This window comes from methanotrophic endosymbiont of Bathymodiolus puteoserpentis (Logatchev) (genome assembly GCF_900128525.1).
In the GTDB taxonomy this organism is placed as follows: Bacteria; Pseudomonadota; Gammaproteobacteria; order Methylococcales; family Methylomonadaceae; genus Methyloprofundus.
In genome coordinates this window covers 1-26,532 of record NZ_FQTQ01000041.1, presented here as the reverse complement: position 1 = coordinate 26,532, position 26,532 = coordinate 1, and the positions used below count along the sequence as shown (strand labels likewise).

General features: G+C 39.5%; 28 protein-coding genes and 1 tRNA gene. 25 read left to right on the top strand and 4 right to left on the bottom strand.

From position 1 onward, the window contains the following. The first annotated feature begins 100 nt into the window (after nucleotides 1-100). The 5 genes from BQ7314_RS02300 (at nucleotide 101) to BQ7314_RS02280 (ending at nucleotide 3,231) form a co-directional block, all read left to right on the top strand. Nucleotides 101-529, top strand: coding sequence for an insulinase family protein (locus tag BQ7314_RS02300; RefSeq protein WP_174482091.1), 429 nt, complete (start codon nucleotides 101-103; stop codon nucleotides 527-529). Then, nucleotides 519-1,826 carry a M16 family metallopeptidase gene (locus BQ7314_RS02295; protein ID WP_174482090.1) on the top strand — a complete coding sequence of 436 codons (1,308 nt, stop codon included), beginning with the start codon at nucleotides 519-521 and terminating at the stop codon, nucleotides 1,824-1,826. The genes BQ7314_RS02300 and BQ7314_RS02295 overlap by 11 nt, the downstream gene beginning before the upstream one ends. Then, on the top strand, nucleotides 1,819-2,379 hold the full coding sequence (gene rsmD, locus BQ7314_RS02290; RefSeq protein WP_174482089.1) for a 16S rRNA (guanine(966)-N(2))-methyltransferase RsmD: 561 nt from the start codon (nucleotides 1,819-1,821) through the stop codon (nucleotides 2,377-2,379). Before BQ7314_RS02295 ends, rsmD begins: the two co-directional genes overlap by 8 nt. A gap of 118 nt (nucleotides 2,380-2,497) precedes the next feature. Continuing rightward, nucleotides 2,498-2,983: a pantetheine-phosphate adenylyltransferase gene (gene coaD / locus BQ7314_RS02285; protein ID WP_174482088.1), complete on the top strand. Its 486-nt coding sequence runs from the start codon at nucleotides 2,498-2,500 to the stop codon at nucleotides 2,981-2,983. A 2-nt stretch (nucleotides 2,984-2,985) separates the two neighbouring features. Further along, nucleotides 2,986-3,231 carry a YfhL family 4Fe-4S dicluster ferredoxin gene (locus tag BQ7314_RS02280; protein WP_174482087.1) on the top strand — a complete coding sequence of 82 codons (246 nt, stop codon included), beginning with the start codon at nucleotides 2,986-2,988 and terminating at the stop codon, nucleotides 3,229-3,231. Nucleotides 3,232-3,283: 52 nt separating this feature from the next. Here the strand turns inward: BQ7314_RS02280 and BQ7314_RS02275 are convergent, their stop codons facing one another. Beyond that, nucleotides 3,284-3,943, bottom strand: a complete 660-nt coding sequence (locus tag BQ7314_RS02275) for an ANTAR domain-containing response regulator (protein WP_174482086.1) — start codon at nucleotides 3,941-3,943, stop codon at nucleotides 3,284-3,286. A gap of 248 nt (nucleotides 3,944-4,191) precedes the next feature. Here BQ7314_RS02275 and BQ7314_RS02270 point away from each other — a divergent pair, with 248 nt between their 5' ends. Further along, nucleotides 4,192-6,078, top strand: coding sequence for an ATP-binding cassette domain-containing protein (locus tag BQ7314_RS02270; RefSeq protein WP_174482085.1), 1,887 nt, complete (start codon nucleotides 4,192-4,194; stop codon nucleotides 6,076-6,078). Nucleotides 6,079-6,148: 70 nt separating this feature from the next. Then, a tRNA-Ser gene (locus BQ7314_RS02265) sits at nucleotides 6,149-6,236 on the top strand. A gap of 142 nt (nucleotides 6,237-6,378) precedes the next feature. On the opposite strand, the gene BQ7314_RS02260 is transcribed toward BQ7314_RS02265, so the two are convergent. Next, complete coding sequence (locus BQ7314_RS02260) at nucleotides 6,379-7,140, bottom strand: Nif3-like dinuclear metal center hexameric protein (protein WP_174482084.1); 762 nt, start codon at nucleotides 7,138-7,140, stop codon at nucleotides 6,379-6,381. Continuing rightward, nucleotides 7,133-7,642: an NUDIX hydrolase gene (locus BQ7314_RS02255; protein ID WP_174482083.1), complete on the bottom strand. Its 510-nt coding sequence runs from the start codon at nucleotides 7,640-7,642 to the stop codon at nucleotides 7,133-7,135. Before BQ7314_RS02255 ends, BQ7314_RS02260 begins: the two co-directional genes overlap by 8 nt. A gap of 91 nt (nucleotides 7,643-7,733) precedes the next feature. On the opposite strand from BQ7314_RS02255, the gene BQ7314_RS02250 reads away from it, so the two are divergent. Beyond that, the gene (locus BQ7314_RS02250; protein ID WP_174482082.1) at nucleotides 7,734-8,324 is read left to right on the top strand and encodes a TetR/AcrR family transcriptional regulator; all 591 of its coding nucleotides are present in this window, start codon (nucleotides 7,734-7,736) and stop codon (nucleotides 8,322-8,324) included. Between the two features lie 58 nt (nucleotides 8,325-8,382). On the opposite strand, the gene lplT is transcribed toward BQ7314_RS02250, so the two are convergent. Continuing rightward, nucleotides 8,383-9,543 (bottom strand): lysophospholipid transporter LplT, encoded by a 1,161-nt coding sequence (gene lplT / locus BQ7314_RS02245; RefSeq protein ID WP_174482081.1) that lies wholly within the window; start codon nucleotides 9,541-9,543, stop codon nucleotides 8,383-8,385. 98 nt (nucleotides 9,544-9,641) lie between these two features. Here lplT and BQ7314_RS02240 point away from each other — a divergent pair, with 98 nt between their 5' ends. The 17 genes from BQ7314_RS02240 to BQ7314_RS02160 all read left to right on the top strand — a co-directional run. Then, nucleotides 9,642-10,370, top strand: coding sequence for a M48 family metallopeptidase (locus tag BQ7314_RS02240; RefSeq protein ID WP_174482080.1), 729 nt, complete (start codon nucleotides 9,642-9,644; stop codon nucleotides 10,368-10,370). A gap of 254 nt (nucleotides 10,371-10,624) precedes the next feature. Beyond that, on the top strand, nucleotides 10,625-11,557 hold the full coding sequence (locus BQ7314_RS02235) for a Gfo/Idh/MocA family protein (RefSeq protein ID WP_174482079.1): 933 nt from the start codon (nucleotides 10,625-10,627) through the stop codon (nucleotides 11,555-11,557). Nucleotides 11,558-11,660: 103 nt separating this feature from the next. After that, nucleotides 11,661-12,758, top strand: coding sequence for a DegT/DnrJ/EryC1/StrS family aminotransferase (locus BQ7314_RS02230; protein WP_174482078.1), 1,098 nt, complete (start codon nucleotides 11,661-11,663; stop codon nucleotides 12,756-12,758). 226 nt (nucleotides 12,759-12,984) lie between these two features. After that, on the top strand, nucleotides 12,985-13,722 hold the full coding sequence (locus tag BQ7314_RS02225) for an HAD family hydrolase (protein WP_174482077.1): 738 nt from the start codon (nucleotides 12,985-12,987) through the stop codon (nucleotides 13,720-13,722). Nucleotides 13,723-13,781: 59 nt separating this feature from the next. Next, on the top strand, nucleotides 13,782-14,153 hold the full coding sequence (locus BQ7314_RS02220) for a 4a-hydroxytetrahydrobiopterin dehydratase (RefSeq protein WP_174482076.1): 372 nt from the start codon (nucleotides 13,782-13,784) through the stop codon (nucleotides 14,151-14,153). 12 nt (nucleotides 14,154-14,165) lie between these two features. Beyond that, nucleotides 14,166-15,425 (top strand): formylmethanofuran dehydrogenase subunit B, encoded by a 1,260-nt coding sequence (locus BQ7314_RS02215; protein WP_174482075.1) that lies wholly within the window; start codon nucleotides 14,166-14,168, stop codon nucleotides 15,423-15,425. A gap of 12 nt (nucleotides 15,426-15,437) precedes the next feature. Beyond that, nucleotides 15,438-17,102 carry a formylmethanofuran dehydrogenase subunit A gene (locus BQ7314_RS02210; protein ID WP_174482074.1) on the top strand — a complete coding sequence of 555 codons (1,665 nt, stop codon included), beginning with the start codon at nucleotides 15,438-15,440 and terminating at the stop codon, nucleotides 17,100-17,102. Continuing rightward, nucleotides 17,099-17,428: a coiled-coil domain-containing protein gene (locus tag BQ7314_RS02205; protein ID WP_174482073.1), complete on the top strand. Its 330-nt coding sequence runs from the start codon at nucleotides 17,099-17,101 to the stop codon at nucleotides 17,426-17,428. Before BQ7314_RS02210 ends, BQ7314_RS02205 begins: the two co-directional genes overlap by 4 nt. Then, on the top strand, nucleotides 17,425-18,321 hold the full coding sequence (fhcD, locus tag BQ7314_RS02200; RefSeq protein WP_174482072.1) for a formylmethanofuran--tetrahydromethanopterin N-formyltransferase: 897 nt from the start codon (nucleotides 17,425-17,427) through the stop codon (nucleotides 18,319-18,321). The genes BQ7314_RS02205 and fhcD overlap by 4 nt, the downstream gene beginning before the upstream one ends. Further along, nucleotides 18,318-19,130 carry a formylmethanofuran dehydrogenase subunit C gene (locus BQ7314_RS02195; protein WP_174482071.1) on the top strand — a complete coding sequence of 271 codons (813 nt, stop codon included), beginning with the start codon at nucleotides 18,318-18,320 and terminating at the stop codon, nucleotides 19,128-19,130. Before fhcD ends, BQ7314_RS02195 begins: the two co-directional genes overlap by 4 nt. 51 nt (nucleotides 19,131-19,181) lie before the next feature. Then, complete coding sequence (ribA, locus tag BQ7314_RS02190) at nucleotides 19,182-19,787, top strand: GTP cyclohydrolase II (protein ID WP_174482070.1); 606 nt, start codon at nucleotides 19,182-19,184, stop codon at nucleotides 19,785-19,787. Between the two features lie 156 nt (nucleotides 19,788-19,943). Beyond that, complete coding sequence (gene miaB, locus BQ7314_RS02185; RefSeq protein ID WP_174482069.1) at nucleotides 19,944-21,299, top strand: tRNA (N6-isopentenyl adenosine(37)-C2)-methylthiotransferase MiaB; 1,356 nt, start codon at nucleotides 19,944-19,946, stop codon at nucleotides 21,297-21,299. A 3-nt stretch (nucleotides 21,300-21,302) separates the two neighbouring features. Beyond that, nucleotides 21,303-22,265, top strand: a complete 963-nt coding sequence (locus BQ7314_RS02180; RefSeq protein WP_174482068.1) for a PhoH family protein — start codon at nucleotides 21,303-21,305, stop codon at nucleotides 22,263-22,265. After that, on the top strand, nucleotides 22,265-22,738 hold the full coding sequence (gene ybeY / locus BQ7314_RS02175; protein ID WP_174482067.1) for an rRNA maturation RNase YbeY: 474 nt from the start codon (nucleotides 22,265-22,267) through the stop codon (nucleotides 22,736-22,738). The genes BQ7314_RS02180 and ybeY overlap by 1 nt, the downstream gene beginning before the upstream one ends. Next, on the top strand, nucleotides 22,731-23,582 hold the full coding sequence (locus BQ7314_RS02170; RefSeq protein WP_174482066.1) for a CorC family transporter: 852 nt from the start codon (nucleotides 22,731-22,733) through the stop codon (nucleotides 23,580-23,582). The genes ybeY and BQ7314_RS02170 overlap by 8 nt, the downstream gene beginning before the upstream one ends. 48 nt (nucleotides 23,583-23,630) lie before the next feature. Next, nucleotides 23,631-26,057: a tetratricopeptide repeat protein gene (locus tag BQ7314_RS02165; RefSeq protein ID WP_174482065.1), complete on the top strand. Its 2,427-nt coding sequence runs from the start codon at nucleotides 23,631-23,633 to the stop codon at nucleotides 26,055-26,057. A gap of 56 nt (nucleotides 26,058-26,113) precedes the next feature. Further along, nucleotides 26,114-26,532: polysaccharide biosynthesis/export family protein (locus BQ7314_RS02160; RefSeq protein WP_174482064.1), on the top strand; the 419-nt coding region annotated here is incomplete at its 3' end.

Sequence of the window (26,532 nt, the reverse complement as noted above, 5' to 3'; positions counted from 1 at the left end):
AAAGTTGCAGAGGGTTTTAAAGAGTCAATGCGAATTGTATTTGATGAGCACCTGAGGCAATGGAATTATACTGCCATTCCTGACGCAACAACTTTATAAGTTGCCTAAGTTATTTCATGCACATTCCTTAGGCGCGCGGTTGGAGGAGTTGTTTTTATTTGAAGCGACCCCAGTAAAAGGTAAAAGCCTATTAGATATGGAAATAGCATTAAAAACAGAAATACGTGCTTTGCAAAGCGAGCTAATTGACCAAAAAGAACTGGCACGAGTTAAAGCTCAAGTCTTAGCGCATTCTGTTTATGAGCAAGACTCTTTATTTTATCAGGCTATGAAACTAGGGATGCATGAAACGGTGGGCTTAGGTTGGCAAACATCAGAAGTGTATATGCAGAAAATAAACCAAGTGACTGCCGAACAAGTCCGTGCAGTGGCAAAAAAATATTTAGTGGAATCACAGTTAAGTATTGCTTATTTGGAGCCACAAAGCATGCTAATGGAAAATAAAATGGGAGCGAATTATGCGCATTAAACAATGGATCTCAGGTATGGTATTGGCTTGGTGTGCGATGCAGGTCTTTGCTGTTGCACCTATTCAGCATTGGCAAAGCAGCCAAGGAGGGCGTGTTTATTTTGTGCAAAGCACTGGCTTGCCGATGGTTGATGTACGTTTGCAATTTGCGGCAGGGAGTGCGCGTGATGGCCAATATTATGGCCTTGCTATGTTAACTAATCGCTTATTAGAAACGGGAGCAGGTGTATGGAGTGCTGATCAAATTGCTCTCAGATTTGAAGAGGTTGGGGCTCAATATAGCGCAGGAGTTAATCAAGATTATGCGCAGATATCGGTACGGTCATTGACTGATAAGCGGTTACTTGATCAGGCTTTGGCTACTTTCCAAGCGATTGCTGCACAGCCACAGTTTAAAGAGGATGATTTTCAACGCATTAAAAGCCAAATGTTAATGGAGCTAAAGCAACAGCAAGAGCGACCAGCTTATATTGCACAACAAGCCTTTTATCAAGCCTTATATGGCCGACATCCTTATGCGCACTTAAGTAGTGGCTCGATTAAAGCCATTAGTGCACTAACAGTAGATGATGTTAAGCAGTTTTATCAGCAATATTATGGCGCTAAAAATGCGGTTCTAGTTATTGTTGGCGATTTAACAGAAATGCAAGCAAAGCATATTGCTGAACAGCTCTATGCGCCATTAGAGCAAGGGCGGGTGGCTAGGCCGTTAGCTGATGTAACTTTACCCAGTAAGAGCAAAGTCAAGCATATTGATTTTCCATCCACGCAAACTCATGTTTTGGCAGGTTTACCCGTGTTATCCAGAATAGATGCAGATTATTTTTCCTTGTATGTGGGTAATCATATATTAGGGGGCAGCGGCTTAGTTTCAATATTATTTAATGAAATCCGCGAAAAGCGTGGTCTTGCTTATAGTGCTTACAGCTATTTTTCACCTTTAGCTAAAAAAGGGCCTTTTACTATGGGCCTGCAAACGCAAAATAAACAAAGAAAAGTGGCAATAGACGTATTGCAAAAAACCTTACATGATTTTATAGAGAATGGCCCTAGTGACTCTGAGTTAGCAGCCGCTAAGAAAAATATCACCGGTGGCTTTGTTTTGCGTTTTGATAATAATCGTAAATTATTAAATTATGTAGCGATGATTGCTTTTTATCAATTACCTTTGGATTATTTGGAAACTTTTCAAAATAAAGTTGCACAGGTCAGTAAAGAGGATATTAAAGCAGCCTTTAAGCGTCGTGTACCAGAAAATTTATTGCAAATAATTAGCGTAGGCGGAGCGAGTGAGTAACAAAGTTAAAATTATTGGTGGGGAATGGCGCGGTCGTAATCTGTCTTTTCCTGATGCAGAGGGTTTGCGTCCCACATCAAGTAGAGTGCGTGAAACCTTATTTAATTGGTTACAATATGATGTATTAGGCAGCCGCTGTTTAGATTTGTATTCGGGGAGTGGCGCATTAGGTATGGAGGCTGCTTCACGCGGTGCAAAGCAGGTTGTGCTAGTGGATAATAATGCGCAGATATGTCGCCAGTTAAAGGCAAATGCTGAACTATTGTCGGCATCACAAATAAAAATTATCCAGCAAGATGTTTATCGCTATTTAGCGGGAGATGCCGAGTTATTTGACTTGGTATTTTTAGACCCTCCTTTTGCTAAAGGGCTTGCCCTACAAGCATTAAGCTGGTTAGAAGATAAGCAATGGCTAGCACCGCAAGCAAAAATTTATATAGAAGTAGAAAAGCAATTGCAGTTAGAAGGCGTGCCTGAAAACTGGAGATTGTTAAAACATAAGGTGGCAGGGGCTGTGGCTTATTATTTATTTGAGCGTGATACCTATTTGTAATATATCTCTCCTTAAATAGCTAGGCCAAAAAACTACCCATCGAATTTTTAGCAAGGTATAATGTACGGTTTTGAAAAGTAACCGAGCATTTAGAAATGCTGCCATTTTTGATAAGATAATGAATATAACGGCAATTTACCCTGGCACTTTTGATCCCGTTACAAATGGGCATATCGATATTATTGCTCGAGCGGCGCGTATTTATCATAAAGTGATTGTTGCCGTTGCGGTTAATCGTAATAAATCACCCTTGTTTGAGGTTACTCAGCGGGTAGAATTATTACAGCAAGTTACAGCTGATTTTGAAAATGTCAGCATTATTGGCTTTGATAATTTATTAGTAGATTGCGCTAAACAGCAGGGTGCAAATGTAATCTTAAGAGGTTTACGAGCAATCTCAGATTTTGAATATGAATTTCAGCTAGCGGGAATGAATCGTCGTTTATCGCCTGACTTAGAAACTATGTTTTTAACGCCAGCCGAGCAATACGAGTTTATCTCTTCTAGCATGATTAAAGAAATAGCAAGATTAGGTGGCGATGTTTCTAGCTTCGTCCCTGAAATTGTACAACAGCAATTGTTTAAAAAGTTTAATAGAGGATAAGAATGTCACTACTGATTGATGATGAATGTATAAATTGCGATGTTTGTGAGCCAGAGTGCCCTAACGGCGCTATTTCACAAGGGGAAGATATTTATATTATTGACCCTGATCTTTGTACTGAATGTGTGGGTCATCACGATTTGCCGCAATGTATAGAAGTATGTCCAGTGGATTGTATAGATAAAGACCCTGCAAAGGTAGAGGAACATGATTCACTTTATCAAAAGTATTTAAAATTAACTGCGTAGCTTTTGGTTAGGGCTTAATGAGAAAGGGGCGCTATTTGTGCCCCTTTTTTGTTTAGCTGGTCAGTAAATATTTTAGTTCGAGTAATAATTCTGTTGCCTGTTCTTGTTCATTATTGGCAATACTGCTAGCGCTTGGAAAGTTAGCTAAGGAACTTTCAAAATTCTCAGTTATTTTTAAGGCAACATCTAGGATTCGGCATTGTTCATCGCGAGCTGCCTTTCTGAGTAAGCTAAACGCTTTAGCATTATCTAATTGATAGCGTTGCATAAGAATTCCTAATGCAACACTGATTTTGCGGTTATTTTCTATGGTGATATTTAAATTATCGGCGCGGCGCTCTAGTTGTAATCTTGCGGTATGCCAGTATAACGTCGTTTCTACTGCTAATTTAATTTGTTTGTCAGTAATAGGTTTGACCAAAAAGCTGAGTGCGCCGAGTTGGTGAGGCTTAATCAACTCTTCAATATGCTCGTCATCACTGAATAAAAGAAAAGGAATATTATGTTCAATCAGATGATTTAGTTTTAATAAAATTGAGCTGTGGTTGTAAAACGCATCGATGATAACTAAATCGGGTTGTTCTTGATGGATAACTTGATAAAGGTCAGTGCCTGGAGAGATGGCAAAAATAAGGTAACCTTTTTCTGTGAGGGCATTTGTGAACTGCTGCACATAAGGTGCGTCATCTATGACCAGTATTTTTTTTGGCATGTAATTCCTTTATAACCCTGTTAAGTTCTAGGTGTCGGTTGCTTGTATTTTTAAAAGGCAAATAGGCTAGTCATTTGGCAGGGTGTAGGCCAGCATGCAATTCTAATGATAAATATTCTCGATGTAAAGTCATAAGCCGCTTTTACAATGCTATACAATAAAATTATTTTTAATTAAATTCCCCCGCAAAACCTAATCTTGCCCTAAAATAGTCACAATTTGAATGAAATAGGAACGGAACAAAATTAATGGCATTATTACGCTTAAAGAAAGTCTCAATCGCGTTTGGAACTCACGCTTTACTGAATAAGGCAGAATTTCAGTTAGAAGAAGGCGAACGAGTTGGATTGTTAGGTAGGAATGGCGAAGGAAAGTCGACCTTAATGAAGGTTGTCATGAAGCAAATTCAAGCAGATGAAGGCGAGATCTGGTACAAGCCTGAATTACGTATTGCAGTTTTAGAGCAAATGCCTCATTTACCAGACGAAGAAACTATTTATGATGTTGTTGCTGGCGGGTTGGGTGAAGTAGGAGGGTGGATTAAGCGTTATCATGAATTGACCGTGCATATGACGGAAATGACTGATGCAGTTATGACTGAAATGGGTAATTTACAGCATAAATTAGATGTACATAATGGCTGGCAAATACAGCAACGTGTAGAAAATATCTTAACCCGTTTAAACTTACCGGCAGAGACTAAAATTGCAGGGTTGTCAGGTGGCTGGAAGCGTCGTGTTTCCTTAGCAAAAGCATTGGTCATAGAGCCAGAAGTGTTATTACTTGATGAGCCAACCAATCACCTAGACCTTGAAAGCATTCTGTGGTTGGAAGAGCAATTACTTAATTTTAAAGGTGCCATTTTATTCGTCACCCATGACCGTTCTTTTTTGCAAAAATTGGCAACACGCATTATTGACCTAGACCGTGGTAATCTAGTCTCTTGGCCGGGAGATTATACAGATTATTTGGTAAAAAAAGCAGCCGCACTTGAGGAGGAAGCCACGCAAAATGCGTTATTTGACAAGAAATTAGCTGAAGAAGAGGTTTGGATACGCCAAGGTGTTAAAGCGCGTAGGACACGAAATGAAGGGCGTGTCCGTGCCTTAATGGCATTGCGTAAAGAGCGTTCACAACGTCGTAATTTACAAGGCACGACCAAGATTGCTATGGATAGAGGTGATATTTCAGGTAAAAAAGTAGTGGAATTCATTGATGTCACCTTTAATTACCTAGAAAAACCGATTGTTAATCATTTTTCCTCAGTTATTCAGCGTGGTGATAAAATCGGTTTGATTGGACCTAATGGGGTAGGTAAGACCACATTCTTAAAATTATTACTGAAAGAAATCGAACCTAATTCCGGTGTAGTTGAGCAGGGCACAAAACTACAGGTTGCATATTTTGATCAGTTAAGAGAAATGCTAGACCCAGAAATGAGTGTTTCTGATGCTATTGCTGGCGGAAATGATCATGTTATTATTAATGGCGAACCACGTCACGTTATCTCTTATTTAAGTGATTTTCTATTTGCCCCCGCGAGAGCTCGTTCCCCCATTAAAACCTTATCAGGTGGTGAGAAAAATAGACTTTTATTAGCTAAGCTATTTACTAAGCCAGCCAATTTAATCATTATGGATGAGCCAACTAATGATTTAGATATGGAGACTTTAGAATTACTTGAAGAGCGCCTAGTTGAATACGAAGGAACTTTGCTGATTGTAAGCCATGATAGAGTATTTTTAGATAATGTAGTCACTAGTGTTATTGTCTTTGAGGGGCAAGGCATCGTTAATGAATATGTTGGTGGTTATTCTGATTGGCTAGAATACAGCAAAAAACAGGCTAAGTTAGTTGCCAAACCAAGCAAGAAAAAAGCGCCTCAGGCAGCAGTAAGTTCACCTAAAAAGCAAAAATTAAGTTTTACAGAGAAAAAAGAACTAGAAGAGTTACCCGCACAAATTGACAAGCTGGAAGCTAAACAAGGAGCTGTGAATGCTAAAATAGCAGATCCTAAATTTTATCAGCAAGAGCAAGGTGTCATTACAGTTGTGCTAAGCGAGTTAGCGCAAATTGAAAAGGATTTAGCCCAAGCATATCAGCGCTGGGATGAGCTAGAAGCAATGCAAGATTAATTCATTGCAATAAAATCTAAGCTGCATTATTATAGATGGCTGTTCAACGCTCGTTGAGCAGTCTATCAGTGGAGAGCTGGCCGAGCGGCCGAAGGCGCACGCCTGGAAAGTGTGTATACGGCAACGTATCAAGGGTTCGAATCCCTTGCTCTCCGCCACTAATAGGACGTTTGTCAACTTACTTCTGTTTACGGCAGTCTACGTATTATATTTGTACATCCGCTTAATATTTGGAAGAAATTTGCCCCGTTTTAAATTTATAGCTGTTTCAAAGAGGTGGGTTAAATATCTGCCACACTCTTAAGCAGGATTATGACTATCAATAAAAAAACAGTCTAAATGCAATTGTGTTTGTACTTGTTGCATTAATGCTAAGATGCCGAAAATCTCAGTAGCATAATGTCCGCCAGCAAACATATGTATGTCATTTTCTTGGCTTTCATGCCAATCATGTTCAGAAATTTCACCGGTAATATAAGCATCGAGCCCAGCTTGTTTGGCGAGTATCCAGTCACTGTTTGCACCACCAGTAATAATACCAACGGATTCAATTATTTGTTCTTCATCGGGGCTGGCGAGAATAATGTCATGGTTGAGCAGGGTATTTAATTTTAGTCCGAGTTCTTTTGCGGATATAGGTTCGCTGAGCATGCCTTCAATGCCAGTAGGGCAGCCTTTGTAATTGCCGAATGGATTTTGTTGCTGGCAGCCGATTAAGTTACCTAAAACAGCGGCATTACCTATTTCAGGGTGTGCATCTAAAGGTAGGTGGTAGGCAAATAAATTAATATTGTTTTGCACTAAAGGAAAAATGCGTTTGGCAATGTGCCCTGTTATGGGGCGTGCACCATGAAAATGCCAAAATAAACCGTGGTGTACTACTAGCGTATCGGCACCTAGCTGAACGGCTTGAGTAATGGAATCACGGGTTGCTGATACAGCGAAAGCTATTTTTTTAATACTGTCTGCGCCTTCAATTTGTAGTCCATTTGGGCAATAATCTTTGAATTTTAGGACGCTGAGCAGTTCATTAAAATAGCCATTTAGTTTGCTTCTATTCATTGTCTATTGCCTCAAATTTTAGCCATAAGGTTTTGAAGGTGTCGGTAATAGAGGGGGCGTTCGTTTTTACGCGTTGGGTGACTTTTTGTATATCAAACCATTGCCCGTCGTCAATTTCGCCGGCTTCTAAGGTAAAGGGGCCATTATGTTGGCAGCGATATACTTGAACAAATTCCATGCCTGTTTCTGGTATGGCAGGCAATTTGAATAAAAAGCTAAGCGTATCATCGACGCATACGCCAAGTTCTTCAATGGTTTCTCTGTGAGCACAGGCATCATAGCTTTCACCGGCATCTACATGCCCTGCGGCTGAGGTATCCCAGAGTCCAGCATTGACATCTTTAGTTAATGCGCGTTTTTGTAAAAAAACTTGATTGGCATCATTAAATACTAAAATATGTACAGCTCTATGGCGTAAACCGAGTTGATGGACTTCTTTGCGCGGTCTATTTTCAATAAAGTTATCGTATTCATCGACAACAGTAATAAGTTCGTGATTCATAGGTCTCCAAGCAAATGGCTAGTAAGAAAGTCTTTAGCCTTGTTTACTAATGGGGTATTCTAAATCAATCAGAACAGAGTGTGGTAGAAATATGGCAAGACGTAGTGAACATAGTCAGGAAGAAATAAAGCAAATGATACTGGAAGCGGCCGAAGATATCGTTCAAGAATACGGTTTCTCAGCCTTAAAAGTGCGCAAAATTGCTGCGGATATAGGTTATACGGTGGGTAGTATTTATATGGTTTTTACGGGGATGGATGATTTAATTATGCATATCAAAATGCGTACTTGGCAAAAACTAGCAAAATCTATTGAGAGCTATATGGCGACGACAGAAATTCCGGTGCCAATAGAGGCGTTTGCGCTTGGTTATTTAGATTTTGTGGTTGCTAATGAGGGTTTGTGGCGTATGTTATTTGAGCATCATTTGCCTATAGGTAAGGCAGTTCCTGAAGGATACTTGCAGGCGCAGGTCGGTGTGTTGTTGCTGGCTGACAGGCAATTTAAAAAACTTGGTGATCAGTGCCCTGATAAGCAGGTTGTACGCGCACTAGTTAATAGTATGCAGGGGGTGAGTATGCAACTATTGATGCAGCAGCTTTCTGATGAAAGTATCGCCGTGGCTAAATTAGAAATGCTACTGTTAGTTAGTTGTTTTATGAGAGGTTGGCAAGCGCGTTGATTTGCCGAGTAGCTGCATGATAACTTGTGGATATTATTGCCTTTTTTGCTAACGATTTTTATCGTTGTGTTTGTTTCGGAAGGTAGTAAGTAATAATGGCAGTCATACATAAGGTAAAAAGACCTAAGCTGACCATGGCAAGAGTTGGATTAATATCAATTGAACTTGCATAGGTATAACAGCCTACGCCTATTAACATAGCGACATTTTGGAAGAAGTTTTGTAGTGCAACAGCAGATCCGCTACCAATACTTTGTTGGCCTAATGCTTGTAATGCAGCATTAATCGGCACGATAAACATTCCACCTGCGCAGCCAATGGCGAGGAGCATGGTTCGTGCTCCCCAAAGTGTATCGGTTGAGCTTAGTAGGATAATAAAGATCGCCATAATAGCAGCAGGGAAGCGCGCGCGACGTATATTTTCTAATGAGATTATGCGTGGCACAAGGGCTGAGCCGATAATAATGCCGATAGCTAGAAATAGGGTTAATTCGGCAATTTCACTAGCAGTTTTGCTTAATAAAACCAGTGGTGCCCAAGCAATTAAGATGACACGTAAGGTCGCAGCAGCCAACCAGAACATGGAGGCACCTAAAATCGCAAAGCGTGCGCGTGGTGTAATAAGGAATTTTTTTAAGTGGCTGATAAATAAAGTGATTTTCCAGCCTGGCTCTGCAGTTTTCTTGGTATGAGTAGGTAAAAGCAGGGTAATGATTGCGGAAAGGGTGAAAATAACAATAATAACGCTTAAAGCCATGTCGATGGAATAATCTGCTAATTGGGCACCGACTATCATACCTAATAGGATGGCAAGAATTGTTGAGCCCTCGATCCAGCTATTGGCTTTAACTAATAAATGATGCTCGGCAAGCTCAGGTAATATGCCATATTTTGCTGGACTATAAAGTGCTGCACCTGTACCCACTAAGGCGTAGGCTAGTAAAGGTTCGATATGCAAAAGCAATAATCCTGCGCCGAGTGCTTTAATAATATTAGCCACAATTAAGACATGAGATTTTGCATGCTGGTCAGCAAAGCCGCCAACCCAAGGGGCGAAAATAACAAAGGCAATTAAAAACATACTTTGTAATGCGGGGACATACCAAGTCGCTAAAGTAGTCGATTGCATGACCATAGCAATAACGGTGAATAAAATTGCATTATCTGCAAAAGCAGATAAAAATTGAGCGATAAGTAGAGGGTAGATTTTTTTATTCATAAACTGGATATAACTTTGCGGTAAGTTATGGCAAAGTATATATTAATTTCCCGAGCATTTTTCCCTAAAAATATTATTTAGATTTACCTTGCATAGTGATGAGTCAAAAAGAAAATTACTCTATTCGTCGTAGTACTCGTGCTAAGCGAGCAAGAATTATTGTTACTGCTGAAAAAATAGAAGTCGTTGCACCTTTGTGTATGTCGGAAAAACAAATTCACCAGTTTGTTGCCGCTAAACAAGCGTGGTTAGAGTCGGCGAAAAATAAAGTACAGAAACATGTGGATAGTATGGCGCGTTTTTCACCACCTGAATATAAAGAAGGCGCTATGGTCCCTTATCAAGGTGAGCGCTATATATTGGTAATTAAACCTAGTCAGAATCAACAAATAAGGATTACTTTTGAGCAGGATTTTATTGTCCATGTACCGGAGAGTTTTTTGGCTATATTAAGTTCGGAAGAGTTGAGTGATTCTATTCGCAAAGTATTTATTCATTGGATGGTGCAGATGGCGGCTAAGCATAGTGCTCTGTATATGGATAAGTATGCAGCACTATATCAGTTATGCCCGCGTTCAATAACTATTAAAGAGCAAAAGAGTCGCTGGGGAAGCTGTGGTATTCATAATGATATTCATTTGAATTGGCTGTTGATTTTGGCACCTTCTGAAGTGCTGGAATATGTCGTTGTGCATGAGTTATGTCATATTCAAGAACGTAACCATTCGGCTGCTTTTTGGCTTTTAGTGGCCGAATATTGTCCGAATTATCAGCAGCATCGAGCTTGGCTGAAACAGCATGGTGCGAGCTTGATGTTGGGTTTGTAATTTTGGTCAATATTGATAGAGAAATAAATAGCCTATAAAGTCCGGAACTTTAGACTGTGTAATACTGTCAGTGCTGTTGGGTATTGTTAAAATTTGCTTCCATAGAGGAGTATCTCAACGGAACTATTAAATAAGGATTTGATTTTAAATATCCTACTCTCTCCTAGTTGATTTTTCGCCCTTGTGGAGTAGTGTTTGGTGTAAGTTGTAATCCATAATACAATAGGTGGATTTTTAATTGCAAAAGAAACGCTATGACGAAACTAAAATGTGCTGTGATTGGAACTGGGTACTTGGGTAAATTCCATGCGGAAAAATATGCCTCTCTCCCAGATTGTGAACTGGTCGCGGTTGTCGATATTAATGAGCAAGCGGCTAAAGACGTTGCTGAAAAGCATGGTGCTGAAGCTTTAACAGATTATCAGTCTTTATTGGGTAAGGTTGATGCCGTCAGTATTGTGGTGCCTACGACTTTACATCACCAAGTCTCTAAAGATTTTTTAAATGCAGGCACACATGTTTTAGTTGAAAAGCCGATTACTGTCACTGTCGAAGAAGCAGATGAACTGATCGCGATTGCCAAAGAAAAAAGTCTTATTTTACAAGTTGGCCATTTAGAGCGCTTTAACCCTGCGGTAATGGGCTTGGGTGAATTAGAAGACAAACCTTTATTTATTGAGTCGCATCGTTTATCACCCTTTAATCCTCGTGCAAATGATGTCAGTGTAGTTTTGGATCTGATGATTCATGATATTGATATTATTTTAGCCATTGTCGATTCTGAAGTTGAACGCATGGAAGCAAGTGGTACGGCGGTATTAACAAAAGGTACGGATATTGCCAATGCACGATTGACGTTTAAAAATGGCTGTGTGGCTAACGTCACTGCCAGCCGTATCAGTATGAAAATGGAACGTAAAATGCGTATGTTCCGTCCAAATTCGTATATTTCAATTGATTTTCAGAATCGTGTATTAACCAAGCATTTTGCAGGGGCTAAAGAAATGTTTCCTGGCGTGCCTGAAATTGAAACAGAAAAATCTGTTTTTGAAAATGGTGATGCTTTACTGGAAGAAATTAAACATTTTGTCGACTGTATTCATACAGGAAATACGCCAGATGTATCAGGTGACGCTGGCCGCCGAGCTTTAGCCACTGCAATTGAAATTACTAAATTGCTTCAATAGTCTTGCTGTCGCTTATATTTCGCAATTGTGGCCGTGCGAAGTATTGTCATATTGCTTAGAAATAGGCAAACACTCATATTAAAAATTAAAGGTAGTAATAATTATGATTCCAATGGTAAACCTGAAAGCGCAGTACGCTGCAATAAAAGATGAAGTTGAGCAAGGCTTAGCGCAAACAATAGAAAATTGTTCTTTTATTTTAGGTCCTAATGTTCAAGGCTTCGAAAAAGAAGCGGCCGAGTATTTAGGTGTTAAACATGCTATTGGTGTTGCTTCAGGTACAGATGCTTTGCATTTGGCATTATTAGCTGATGGTATTGGTGAAGGTGATGAGGTTATTACCAGTGCTTTTACTTTTATCGCCACTGCTGAAGCTATTTGTTATGTGGGCGCGAAGCCCATTTTTGTTGATATAGACCCCAAAACATTTAATATTACCGCTGCAGCAGTTGAGGCTGCAATAACGCCTAAAACTAAAGCCGTTATGCCGGTACATTTATTTGGTCAGCCTGTAGATATGGGTGCCATTAAAGCAGTATGTGAGAAGCATAATTTGAAAATTATAGAAGATTGTGCCCAGTCTTTTGGTGCGTCAATTGAGGGTAAGCAAACTGGCAGTATTGGTGATTCTGCGGGTTTTAGCTTTTTTCCAAGTAAAAATCTAGGGGCTTTTGGTGATGGAGGGCTAGTAACAACGAACTCTGATGCAACGGCTGCGAAAGTTAAGCAGTTACGTAATCATGGTTCTAGTGTCCGTTATTATCATGATGTCATTGGTTTTAATAGCCGTCTTGATGATATGCAAGCCGTTGTTTTACGTGCTAAATTAAAACGAATTGATTGTTATAATGATAGACGTCGGCATGCTGCGCATTTATATTCTGAATTAATGGCTGATTTACCGCTAGAAACGCCACATGAAGATGGTATGGGTGTACATGTTTATCATCAATATACATTGTTGGCAGATAGGCGAGATGAGATTTTAGAGGCTTTGCAAGCTAAAAATATTGGCTGTGCAGTTTATTATCCGGTGCCATTGCATCAGCAAAATGTTTTTAAAGAGCAGTGCGCGGGAATGAGCTTGCCAGTAACTGAGGCAATTGCTGCACGCTGTTTGTCATTGCCAATTTGTTCTGAATTGAGTGATAAAACAGTTAAAGAAATTGTTACGGTCATTCGTAGCGTGTTTGAAAAATAAAGCTTGTCTCGCTTAATAGAATAGATTTTTTTAAGTAAAAAAATCTATTCTTGTACAGCAACTCTTAAAGTTATGATATAAAAAACAGTATAAGAAATTTTTTTAATTCTTTTGTTGTTCTTTTGCGTATCTCAGGGAGTGCTGCGCTAATATTATTTTGTGCATAAAATGTTGGGTTACATTAGCTGCGCTTTCTTTGATACTCTAACTTGTATGGTACGAATTCATGAAACAAAGCCTTGTTTATGCATTAGATTTTGATGGTGTGCTGTGTGATAGCGCGGTAGAAACAGCGCTTACTGGCTGGAAGGTGGCTACTCAAGTTTGGTCTGATATGGCTGGAACGACTCCAAGCGACCTGCAAATTAAGCAGTTTCATGCCTTGCGCCCGTATCTGAAAACGGGTTATGAGGCGGTAATTTTTATGCGTTTATTGCAACAAGGAGAAACAGTTGAGCATATCCAAGCAAATATCCAGTCATTTTTTGTGCAATTTGCCTCTGAAGTACCTTTGCTAAAAAGTTTATTTGGCAAAACTCGAGATCAATGGATACAGAATGAACCAGAGGAATGGATTGCTATGAATGTTTTATTTCCTGGTGTTGCTGAAAAATTACGCCAATTGGCAGGTCGTGCTTGGTATATTGTTACGACTAAGCAAGAGCGTTTTGTTGAAAAAATTTTAGAAGCCAATCAAATTGAATTACCTAGTGATATTTATGGTTTAGATCGCCGTATAAGTAAGTCGGCTGTGTTGACAGAGTTAATCTATATGCATCCTAAAGAAAAGATTTGTTTTATTGAGGATCGATTGGCAACTTTGTTGAAAGTACGAAGTAACGAAGACTTAAGCGAAGTAGAGTTACAGTTTGTAGACTGGGGGTATAATACTGAACAAGATCGAGAAAAAGCAAAAGAGCTTGGAATTCCAATCATTGCTTTGCCTGAGTTTTTAGTAGAATAGGATTTATTTCACTTAATCCATGGCATAATAGCTATTTAATTAAATGCTGGAGAGGTACCGTGACGGAACAAGTGTATACAGAAGCTGAAATTGAATTGCGACTTGCTGCGGAATTGCCGCATTGGTTTTATGAAAAAGGCTGGATTCGGCGCAAAATAAAAACTAGCGGCTGGAAAGCAAGCTTAATGGTGGTTAATACGGTTGGGCATCTTGCTGAAAAAGCGTGGCACCACCCTGATTTAACTGTGTCTTACGCATTCGTTATAGTCAAATTAGTCACGCATTCAGCTAAAGGCATTACCGAAAAAGATTTTGCTTTAGCGAAAAAAATTGAAGAAGTCGTTATGTGGGATGCAGCAGAAACATCGCAAGGCATTTTTGAAGGAACGCCTAATGACCCACGATTTAAATATATTAAAAAAGATAATTGAGAGGAATAGCAAGTGACTGAAATAACTGAAGTACCCAGTCCATTTTGCGGTATTGGAACCGATGACCTAACTATTCATGTAGAAGGCTTATCCGTTAAAGTGAGTGAAAATGGCTGTGCAGTCAATACACCTGCATTTGAGCAAGACATTACTGATACCAGTGCGCGTGTGAACGGTAAGGAAGTTAGTTTGGAACTTGCTGTTGCGAAAGCGGCAGACTTATTACGCGCTAGTAATCAACCCGTTATTGGCGGTTGCGCAACCGATGTTAATGGCATGCGTGGTGTGATGGCTGTAGCTGATAAAGCGGGTGCGGTCGTTGATAATGTTAATTTTCCAGCGGCACGGCGTAATTTTTTGGCATTACAAGATACGGGGTGGATGACGACGACTTTGGCAGAAATCAAAAACCGTTGTGATTTTTTATTAGTCGTAGGTGTCGATTTAGAAGGTTTTTCACCGCGCTTTTTTGAACGATATTTGTGGAATAAAGAGTCCATGTTTTTGGATGACACCAGTCAACGCGATGTCGTTTATTTAGGTAAAGTCCCTTCTGGCGAAGCATCGACTTCACCGACGGGTGGTAAAGCAAAAGTTATTCCTTGTGCGGATGCAGATTTACCTGAGGTAATGGCTGTTTTACGCGCTTTAGTTAAAGGTCGAAAAATTGTTGCTGAATCCGTGTGCGGTGTTGCTATTAATGATTTACAAGGGATAGCTGAGCAATTAAAAGCCGCTAAATACGGTGTAGTAACATGGGCAGCTGGGGCTTTAGGCTTTGACCATGCCGAACTTACGGTACAAATGCTGTGTGAAATGGTCAAAGATATTAACACCATGGATACACGCTGTTCTGGTTTTCCTTTAGGGGGAAAAGAAGGTGATCAAACGGCAAATCAAGTGTGTGGTTGGACTTCGGCTTACCCTGCGCGGACGCGTTTCTCCAGTGGCTTTCCTGAATATGATCCTTTTCTCTATGATAGCAATGTTATGCTAGCCAATGGTGAAGCCGACGTACTGTTTTGGGTGCAAGCGTTTAATAGTGCTTCTGTTCCACCTGTAACCGAGTTACCCACGGTTGTGGTGGCACGTTCAGGAATGACTTTTGCTAAAGAACCCGAGGTATTTATACCCATAGGTACGCCAGGGATAGATCATGCAGGCCATGCTTATCGTTTGGATAATGTTATTGCCATTCATCTTAAAAAATTACGTGATTCAGGCTTGCCTAGTACGGCTGAGGTTTTGAATGCAATTGAACACGCTTTGTAGGAAAGAATAATCATGTTGATAAAATTAACAGGTGGCACAGTTTATGATCCTGCCAGTGGTATTGATGGACAGGTACAAAACTTGTATGTTCAGGATGGGCGTTTTGTAAAACAACCTGCCGCTGATGTGAAAATTGATAAAGAATACGACTTAAAAGGTAAAGTGGTAATGTCTGGCGCCATTGATATGCACACGCATATTGGTGGTGGTAAGGGCAATATTGCACGTATGTTGATTCCTGAAGATCATCGCAAAGATCCAGTACATCGCTCTGATATTACCCGTTCTGGTTGTGGGCACGCCATGCCAAGTACTTTTGCAACGGGTTATCGTTATGCTGAAATGGGCTATACGGCAGGATTTGAACCTGCAATATTACCGGTGAATGCACGACAGGCACATATGGAAATGGCCGATATTCCAATTTTGGATAAGGGCGGCTACGTTATGCTCGGCAGTGATGATTATTTGCTGCGTATGCTGACGGCTAAAAAAGATCAGAAAGCTATTAATGATTATGTCGCTTGGACCATGAATGCTGCCAAAGCTATTGGTGTCAAAGTGGTGAATCCGGGGGGGATTAATGCCTTTAAATTTAACCAGCGAAAGTTAGAGCTAGATGAACAAAATGCCCATTATGGCGTCAGCCCACGCGATATTTTGCAAGTATTAGCGACAGCTGTAAAAGAAATTGGTGTTAAGCATCCTTTGCATGTGCATGGTTGTAATCTAGGCGTGCCTGGTAATCTTGGCACGACTTTGGATACTATTCAAGGGATTGGTGGGTTACCGATGCATTTAACCCATATTCAATTTCATAGTTATGGCACGGAAGGGGATTTCAAGTTCTCCTCAGGTGGCGCAGCGATTGCTGAAGCCATTAATAAAAATAAAAACATCACCGCGGATGTCGGGCAAATTTTATTTGGACAAACCATTACTGCATCAGGCGATAATATGCGCCAACATGCTAATCATGGTTTTGCTAACCCAAATAAATGGGTGTGTATGGATATTGAGTGTGATGCAGGTTGTGGTGTGGTGCCGTTTAAATATCGCGACCAGAACTTTGTAAATGCCTTGCAATGGGCGATTGGTCTAGAAATTTTCTTATTGGTTGATGACCCATGGCGTGTATTTTTAACTACGGATCACCCTAATGGTGCCCCGTTTACTACTTATCCACATTTAATTCGTTTATTAATGGATAAAAGCTTTCGTAATGATATGTTGTCAACGATTCATCCAGAAGCGCAAAAAATGACCACCTTAGCATCGATTGACCGTGAATATAGTTTACAAGAAATTGCGATTTTAACGCGTGCAGGCGCGGCTAAATTAGTAGGTTTAGATGATCGCGGCAGTTTAGGTGAAGGCGCATGGGCCGATATTACGGTTTATACCGATAATGCTGATCGTGAGAAAATGTTTGAAAAACCGGACTACGTTTTCAAAGATGGTGAATTAGTGGTGGTTGATGGTGAAGTTGTGCACACAAAGTGGGGGACGACGCATATTGTTCGTCCTGACTGGGATAACTCGGTTGAAAAAGGCTTAGAAAAATACTTTAATCGTTTTATGACCATGAAAGTGGGTAACTTTAAAATTAGTGATGATGAAATGACCGAAGATGGGCGTGGTAGTTTAACAACACATAGCTTGAATTCTGTGTCGTGAGTGTTTTAGTATTTGATACCCATGATTTTGTACGACGACTGCATGATGCTGGCTTTTCTGAAACTCAGGCTGAGGTTTTAACGCGTTTACAGCAGGAGTCTGTTAATGCAGCATTGGAGCAAGTTCATAGTTCTGAAGTTGCAACAAAACAAGACCTTAGAGAAACGGAGTTAGCCTTAAAGCATGACCTTAGAGAAATGGAATTAAAGCTCGAATTAAAAATTGCTGATACAAAGTCTGAATTAATACGCTGGATTGTAGGTGCTGGATTTTTACAAACTGCCTTAATCACTGCATTATTACTTAAAGTGAGTTCTGGAATATGATTATTAATGGTGTAAGCATTGATGAAACCTTCGCTGAAGCGTTTCCAATGAAAGCAACACGCGCAATTATTACCGCGCAAAATGAGAAATGGGCGATGATTTCTGCCCAAGCGATGACAGGTTTTGCAACCTCAGTGATTGCATGTGGTTGTGAAGCAGGTATTGAGCGCGTGTTAGATCCTTCTGAAACGCCAGATGGTCGTCCTGGTGTGTCAGTCTTGATTTTTGCCATGGGTGGTAAAGGATTAGCTAAACAATTAGAAACGCGTGCGGGGCAGTGCGTCTTAACATCGCCAACCTCGGCTTTATTTGCTGGCATTGATGAAGGCTTGCAAATCCCGTTGGGAAAAAATTTACGCTATTTTGGTGATGGCTTTCAAATAGCAAAAAAAATTGCTGGTAAGCGTTATTGGCGCGTACCGGTGATGGACGGTGAGTTTTTAACCGAGGCGACGACAGGTCGAGTTGATGCGGTGGGTGGTGGTAACTTTCTGGTACTAGCGGAGTCGCAACCACAAGCTTTAGCGGCTTGTGAAGCGGCCATCATCGAAATGAAGAAAATGCCTAATGTGATTATGCCATTTCCTGGCGGTGTAGTGCGCTCTGGCTCTAAAGTAGGCTCTAAATATCCCGCTTTAGGTGCATCGACTAATGATGCGTTTTGCCCGACATTGAAAGGTATAACAAAAACAGATTTGTCACCCGAAATTGAGTCAGTGATGGAAATTGTTATTGATGGCCTGACTAAGGAGGATATAGATAAAGCGATGCGTGTTGGCATACAGGCCGTTTGTGACTTAGGTGCTGCCAACGGTATTAAACGCATTAGCGCAGGAAATTATGGGGGTAAATTAGGACCGTTCCATTTTCATTTACAGGAGATTATGGCATGAGTGCTTTAACGTTTACGGTTAAACAAGCAACGGCACAACGGGTAGATATGTCACCTCTGACATGTCAATTATTAAAAGGCCTGAGTATTGCTGAAATTGCGGCTATTGAGTTACAAAATGGTAAGCGCAAACTGCGTGTTGATGCATTGTTTGATATTTCTGGCTCAGATACACAGATTATTTTTATTAAAAATAGCTTTGATAAACTGGATTTTATTGCTAAAGATTTACAAGAAGGCAGTGTCACCATTGAAGGTGATGCCGGTGCTTATTTAGCGATGGGTATGGAATCAGGGTCGGTTATGGTTAATGGTAATGTGGGTTTATATGCTGCCTGCGAAATGAAAAATGGCTTATTAACGGTAAATGGTAATGCGGGAGATTTTTTGGGTGCAGCCTTGCCGGGCAATAAAAAAGGTATGAAAGGGGGGACGATTATTATCAAAGGTAATGTCGGCCAGCGTGCAGGCGATCACATGCGTCGCGGTACACTGTTAATTGAAGGCAATGCCGGTGATTATTGTGGTTCACGTATGGTGGCAGGTACGATTGCAGTTATGGGGTCAACAGGTCGTTTCTTAGGTTATGCGATGCAACGTGGTACTTTGCTGTTATGGCAGCAACCGACCTTATCGGCGACCTTTAATGATTGTGGTTCGCATACCTTGGCATTTTTGCCAATTTTGTTTAAATCTTTTGCTAAATTGGATTCTAAGTTTGCTGATGCAACGCAGGCTTTTGATCGTGTGCAGCGTTTTGGTGGTGATATGGCTGAAAAAGGCCGTGCAGAAGTGTTAGTTAAATTGTAATCTACGGTATTCATTCACCCTTTCTATTGATTTATAATAGGTTTTAACGCATTGACAAACGAAGTTAACAATTTGGTACAAACCCGCATTCCGACCCAGTATGGCGAGTTTGTATTGCATTATTTTAGTAATACTATTGATGATAAAGAACATGTTGCATTAGTTTTTGGTAAAGTGGCAAATAAAGAAGATGTGCCGGTACGTATTCATTCTGAATGTTTTACGGGTGATGTGCTTGGTTCACGGCGCTGTGATTGTGGCGAGCAATTAGATAAAGCTTTGCAATTAATCAGTGAGCATGGCATGGGTGTGTTGATTTATTTGCGGCAAGAAGGGCGTGGCATAGGTTTGCTCAAAAAGCTACAAGCCTATAATTTGCAAGATCAAGGTATGGATACTGTCGATGCAAATATCCATCTAGGTCATTTAGCGGATGAGCGTGAATATACGATTGCAGCGTTAATATTAGCCAATTTAAAGGTGCAGTCGATTCAATTAATTACTAATAACCCTAATAAAATAGAACAGTTAAAAGCGTTGGGCGTTAATGTTAAAGGTCGTATTTCGATACAGGTTGAGTCTAATTGTGATAATCAGGCTTATTTACAAACGAAAGCAGAGAAGATGGATCATTTTTTGAATAAAGTGAAAAAATAGTTTTATGCCGTGTGACAATTATTATGTAATAGGGAAGTATTTTTTAATGGTTGTTTGATAATTTTCAGAACAAAATTTCACAAGGTATAATAATCGATTTACTATCACGGGTTGGTGATGGTTGTTAGTAATAAACAATAGAAATCTAAGCAGTCTATGGCGCAGAAATTATTTGTTTTGACAACGGGTTGTCAAATGAACGAGTATGATTCGGATAAAATGGCCGACGTACTAAAAGCCTCTCATGGCATAGAGTTAACTGAAACACCTGAAGAAGCAGATGTTTTGTTGTTAAATACTTGTTCTATTAGAGAGAAAGCGCAGGAGAAGGTTTTTTCTTTACTAGGCCGCTGGCGTAAAATTAAAGACCAGCGTCCTGATGTGATTATTGGTGTTGGTGGTTGCGTTGCTAGTCAAGAAGGCGTGGCGATTCAAAAGCGTGCGCCTTTTGTGGATATTGTTTTTGGCCCACAAACTTTGCATCGTTTACCTGAATTATTAAATAAAGCACGTAGTGGTGAAAAACACGTCGTTGATATTTCTTTTCCAGAGATTGAGAAATTTGATGCTTTACCTGAACCGCGTGCTGAAGGCCCAAAGGCTTTTGTTTCGGTTATGGAGGGTTGTAGTAAGTATTGTACTTTCTGTGTTGTGCCCTATACGCGTGGTGAAGAAATTAGCCGTCCTGTACAAAGTGTATTAGAAGAAATCACTACCTTAGCCGAGCAAGGTGTACGTGAAGTTAATCTACTCGGGCAAAATGTTAATGCTTATCGTGGCGAAATGAATGAAGGTGAAATAGCAGATTTTGCTTTGTTATTACATTTTGTCGCGGCAGTTGATGGTATTGACCGAATTCGCTTTACTACTTCACACCCGATTGAATTTACAGATGAATTGGTCGATGCTTTCGAAGCTATTCCAGAGTTAGTTAATCATTTGCACTTACCGGTACAAAGTGGTAGTGACAATATATTAGCGATGATGAAGCGAGGACATACACGAGCGGATTATTTGGCGACCATGGAAAAAGTCAAAGCAGTGCGTCCGGATATTAGTTTATCCTCTGATTTTATTATTGGCTTTCCGGGTGAAACAGATCAGGATTTTGCAGATACATTAGATTTAATTGAACAAGTAGGTTTTGATTTTTCGTATAGTTTTATTTATAGTGCACGCCCTGGTACGCCAGCGGCAGAATTTCCTGATGACACCTCCGACGATACTAAAAAAGAAAGGCTGAGCCTATTACAAAAACGCCTAGATGAAATGACCAAGGCCATTTCTAATGGTATGGTTGATACTGTGCAAACGGTTTTAGTGGAAGGACTTTCTAAGAAAAATCAATTACAAGTGACGGGGCGTACTGAAAATAACCGTGTGGTGAATTTTATTGGTCATCCACGTCTAGTGGGTCAGTTTGTTGATGTTTTAATTACTGAAGCATTACCTAATTCTTTAAGAGGTAGGGCGGTTGAGTCTTCTCTTGATAAAATCATTCATAAGGTTTAATGCGTGAGTACAGAAACGCTAGAGTTAATTTTAGAACCCGCAGATAATCAGCGCTTAGCAAATTTATGTGGCGAATTTAATGGTAATTTACAGCAAATCGAGCAGCGCTTACAAGTGGAGATTGCTAATCGTGGCAATCAATTTAATGTCTCTGGAACTGCTGAGGCAGTTAAAGGAACTGGAGCAGTGTTAAATAAGTTATTTATTGAAGCTGAACACGAGGAAATCACGCCAGAACATATTCATCTATCGATGCAGGATGCGCATATCGAAGATATTGGTCAAGATGATAACCTCTCTGAGGTTTTTATTAAAACTAAGCGAGGTGTCCTAAAAGGGCGCGGTGCAAATCAAAAAGATTATCTGAGAAGAATCTTAAATCATGATATTAATTTTGGTATCGGACCTGCTGGGACTGGAAAAACCTATCTAGCGGTTGCTTGCGCTGTTGAGGCGCTACAATCAGAACAAGTTAGACGTATTGTGTTAGTTAGACCCGCAGTAGAAGCCGGTGAGAAACTAGGTTTTTTACCGGGTGATATGGCGCAAAAAGTCGACCCCTATTTACGTCCTTTGTATGATGCTTTATATGAAATGCTAGGCTTTGAGCGCGCGGAAAAATTAATCGAACGTAAAATTATAGAGGTTGCACCATTAGCTTTTATGCGAGGTCGTACACTGAATGATTCGTTTATTATCTTAGATGAGGCGCAAAATACCACAACTGAGCAAATTAAAATGTTTTTGACTCGCGTAGGTTTTGGCTCAACGGCAGTTATTACTGGGGATATTACGCAAATTGATTTACCAAATGAAAAGATGTCGGGCTTAAAACATGTACTTAAGGTGTTAGATAAAGTGGAGGGTATCAGTTTTACTTTTTTTGGCGCTAAAGATATTGTGCGTCATCCCTTAGTGCAGCGTATCGTTATTGCTTACGAGAATTACGAACGAGCACACAGCTAATGCTAGCACGTTGGCTGGATATTCAGCGCATTGTTGATCTTGATTCCTTGCCTAGTGATGATGATTTTCAGCTATGGGTAGAAACAGCGCTTGCTGATTATAATCAAGATGCCGAAATTTTAATTCGCATTATTGATACTCAGGAGATGATTGAGTTGAACAGTCGATACCGCGGTAAGCTCGGCGCAACTAATATTTTAAGTTTTCCTTTTGAGCTTCCCGATGGAGTTGAAGCAATTGATTTGTTAGGTGATTTAGTTGTTTGTGCCGCTGTTTTAGAGCAAGAAGCAGAGCAACAAAATAAGACATTAAGTGCTCATTGGGCACATATAATTATACATGGCGTTTTACATTTGTTAGGCTATGACCATCTAACAAATGATGAAGCGATAGAAATGGAAAGCAAAGAAATTATTCTATTACAGGAGTTACACATTGATAACCCTTATCAGGAGAAAGAAGTAAATGGCTGACGAGCTCGCGGATAGTACCAAACCTCCGCAAAAAAGTTGGATAGGACGTATAGGTCAGATTATGAATAATGAACCTCAGGACAGAGAGGATTTACTCGAAATTTTGCGGGAAGCTGAAGGAAAGCATCTTCTTGATAAGTATGCTTTAGAAATGTTAGAGGGTGTTTTAAAGGTCTCTGAGCAACGTGCGCGTGATGTTATGGTGCCGCGAAAAAAAATGATCGTATTAAAAAAAGATGCGCGGTTAACTGAAATTTATCCAACGGTTATTGAGTACGGGCATTCACGTTTTCCTGTTATTGGTGAAGATAAAAGTGAAGTTGTTGGTATTTTATTAGCTAAAGATTTATTAGCCCATGCACTTAATAGTAAAGATATCAAAGTTGAAGAGTTGATGCGCACACCGACAGTTGTGCCAGAAAGTAAGCGACTGAATGTTTTATTAAAAGAGTTTCGCGCCAAGCGTAATCATATGGCAATTGTAGTCGATGAATATGGCGCGGTAGCTGGCATAGTCACCATTGAAGATGTGTTAGAGCAAATTGTTGGTGAGATAGAAGATGAGCACGATTACGCTGATGAGGAATATATTACTAAGCGTAATGATAAAGAATATATAGTTCAAGCACTAACACCATTAGAAGATTTTAATGAGTATTTTGCAACGAATTTTGATACCGAAGCGTTTGATACGGTCGGTGGGTTTATTGTGGGTCGATTAGAGCATATGCCTAGGAAGGGTGAAAAAGTAGAAGAGGGGCGGTTTCGTTTTGAAGTTATGCGCGCAGATGGGCGCCGTGTGCACTTGCTTAAATTGAAAATAAAAAGTAAAAATAAAAAATAAAAAGTAAAAATAAAAAACAGTAATTAAGTTTAAGACTATAGGATGTAGATGATGGGGAATATCCAGATAAAAAATAAAGTGACAGCAAGTATTTTGGCGGTATCACTAAGCTTGGTTTTGGTCGCCTGTGAAACTGAAGAGGAAGCTGCAGCAAACCATCTAAAAAAAGGGAAAGAATTATTAGAAAAAGGTGATTTTGCAGCCGCCCAGCTAGAATTAAAAACAGCTAAGCAAGGTAATAAATCGACGGGAGAAACTTATTTTTATTTAGCATTGCTAGATGAAAAGGCCAGAAATTATTATGCAATGCAGGATAATTTAGAGAAGACACTAAAGTTAGAGCCTGAGCATCAACAAGCGCATATTAAATTGGGTAAGCTGAAATTATTGCTAGGTAAAGTCGATGAAGCATTGGAACACGCTGAGATTTTACTTGCTAAAAATCCTCAAGATACAGAAGCCTTAGTTTTAAAAGCATCTGCTTTACTTAGAGAGAAAAAGCAAAATGAAGCCCTAGCAATTATTAATTCTATTTTAGAAAAAAATGCTGTGCATGTTGAAGCCTTGACATTAAAGTCTATGATTTTAATGCAGCAAGATAAAAAAGTAGACGCTTTGGCATTATTAGATAAAGCGATAGCTGAAGATGAAAAAAATGTTGCTTTGCATTTATTTAAAATTCAAATTCACGCTAAACAAAACGATGTCGATGCGGTTATTAAGGATTATTTAAGTTTAATTGCTCTTTTTCCTGAAAATGATAGCTATAAAATTACACTTGCTAAGGTTTATGCTAAATCAGGGAAAACGGATAAAGCGGAGAGCTTGTTACGCAACTTGGTAGTAGAAAAGCCGAGTGAATTGACACCGAAAGTTTTATTATTGGAATTTCTTGCGGTAACAGATAATGATAAGGTTGATGCTCAAATTCAAGTATTTAGTGACCAACTTGTTAAGCAGCCTAAACAGTTATTTGATTTCTCCAAATGGATGTTAGCTAAGGGCAATACTTCAAGAGCTAAAACTATGCTCAAACAAGTAGTGGCAGCTGAAAAAAATTCAGATACCGGTGTAGAAGCTAATATTTTATTGGCGAAAATTGCATTTGACTCGGGTGATTATGCGAGCACTGAAAAAATTGCAACAGAGATATTAAGTGCTTTACCAAATCAGGTCGATGCTAAATTATTAAAAGTCCGTCTTTTATTAGTTAAAGAACAATATAAGCAAGCACATGCGTATTTAGATAAAATTATTTGGAGTCACCCTAAATCGGATGAAGCCTTGGCTTTATTAGCGCAGCTCTATTTGGTTGAAGGGGATAGACAGAAAGCAGAGAATACATTTAAAGCCGCATTAGATATTAACCCTGCGAATGCTCAAGCAGTTTTAGCTATTTTTAACCACTTAATGGCACAGCATGATACAAAATATGCACGTGAATTAATTGAAAAAGCCTTGAGAAAAGAGCCGAAAAATTTAGTCTTTATACAAAAGATAGTACAATTAAATATGCTAGAAGAGAAATGGGATGAAGCGAGTAAAGCTGTTTCCCAGCTTGCTAGGTTAGCTAAAGGTCAAGATTTGGCTAAATTTTATCAAGCGAATATCTTGCAAGGTCAGGGTGAGTACAACAAAGCAATAGCGGCTTATAAAGAAATTTTAGTCAAGTTTCCACAGCAGCTGCAAGTATTACAGAATTTAAGTAGCTGTTATGAAAAGCTTAATAAGCGTTCAGAAATGGTTAAATTTCTTCAAGGGCAGCTTAAAGAAAATAAAAATAATGTAGCATCCGTTCTATTGTTAGCTGAACTATATACGAATGACAAAAAATATACTAAAGCTATTTCCTTATTAAAGGCCTTAATAAAGGAAAAACCTCAGATCGCTTTAGCACACCATCATTTAGCTAAAGTCTATATAGCGATGGGGAAAACTGATAAAGCTATATCTGTTTACCAAGAGGGTTTAAAAGTACACCCTAGAAATATAAGATTGTCTTTAGCGTTAGCATCACTTTATGAGCAACAACAGAAGTATAAGCAAGCGGTAGAAATTTATGAGCTATTAATAGCTAATAATCCAGAGTTAGATGTTGCGGCTAATAATTTAGCAACCTTATTAGTAGATCATTTTCCTAATGCTAATAATTTAAAGCGTGCACAACAGTTAACGGAATCCTTTGCGTATTCTGAACAAGCTTATTACCAAGATACTTATGCATGGGTTTTATTGCATAATGGTGATACAAAAGGTGCCCTAAAAGTTTTCAAACAATTAATGATTAAGTCACCTAAGGTTCCTGTCTTCAGGTATCATTTAGGCGTAGCGGAATATAAAAATGGTAATAATAGTGCGGCCTTGGTGCAAATTGATCAAGCTATTGAACTAGCAAAACAAGGAATTGTATTTCCAGAACGCAAAGTGGCAGAAAAGATGAAGCAGGAAATAATTAATAAAATTCGTGGGCATTAAAGAATTATTATTTAATAAAAGTGATAAATGAATTGTTTAAAAAATAGAGGAAAAAAATGCGAAGTTTTAATTATAGTACGCTGATTTTAATTATGTGTTCTTTAGTCTTTACCGGATGTTCATATCCTCCATTAAAGAATGATGCAACATTGTCAGACGATTATACTTATATAATTGGCCCTGGAGATAATGTTGATATTTTTGTATGGGGTCATCCTGATGTTTCTATGTCAGTTCCTGTACGGCCTGATGGTAAAATTACACTTCCCTTAGTGGAAGACGTTGTTGCTATAGGTAAAACACCCTATGAAATGGCACGAACCATGGAAAAAGAGTTGAGTGTCTATATTAGAGATCCAAAAGTCGTCGTTATGGTGACAGGGTTTCAAGGGGTATATGAGCAACAAATACGTATAGTTGGGCAAATCGGTGGCGGTGGCGGTGGCGGTGGCGGTGGCGGCGGCGGAAATCGTTA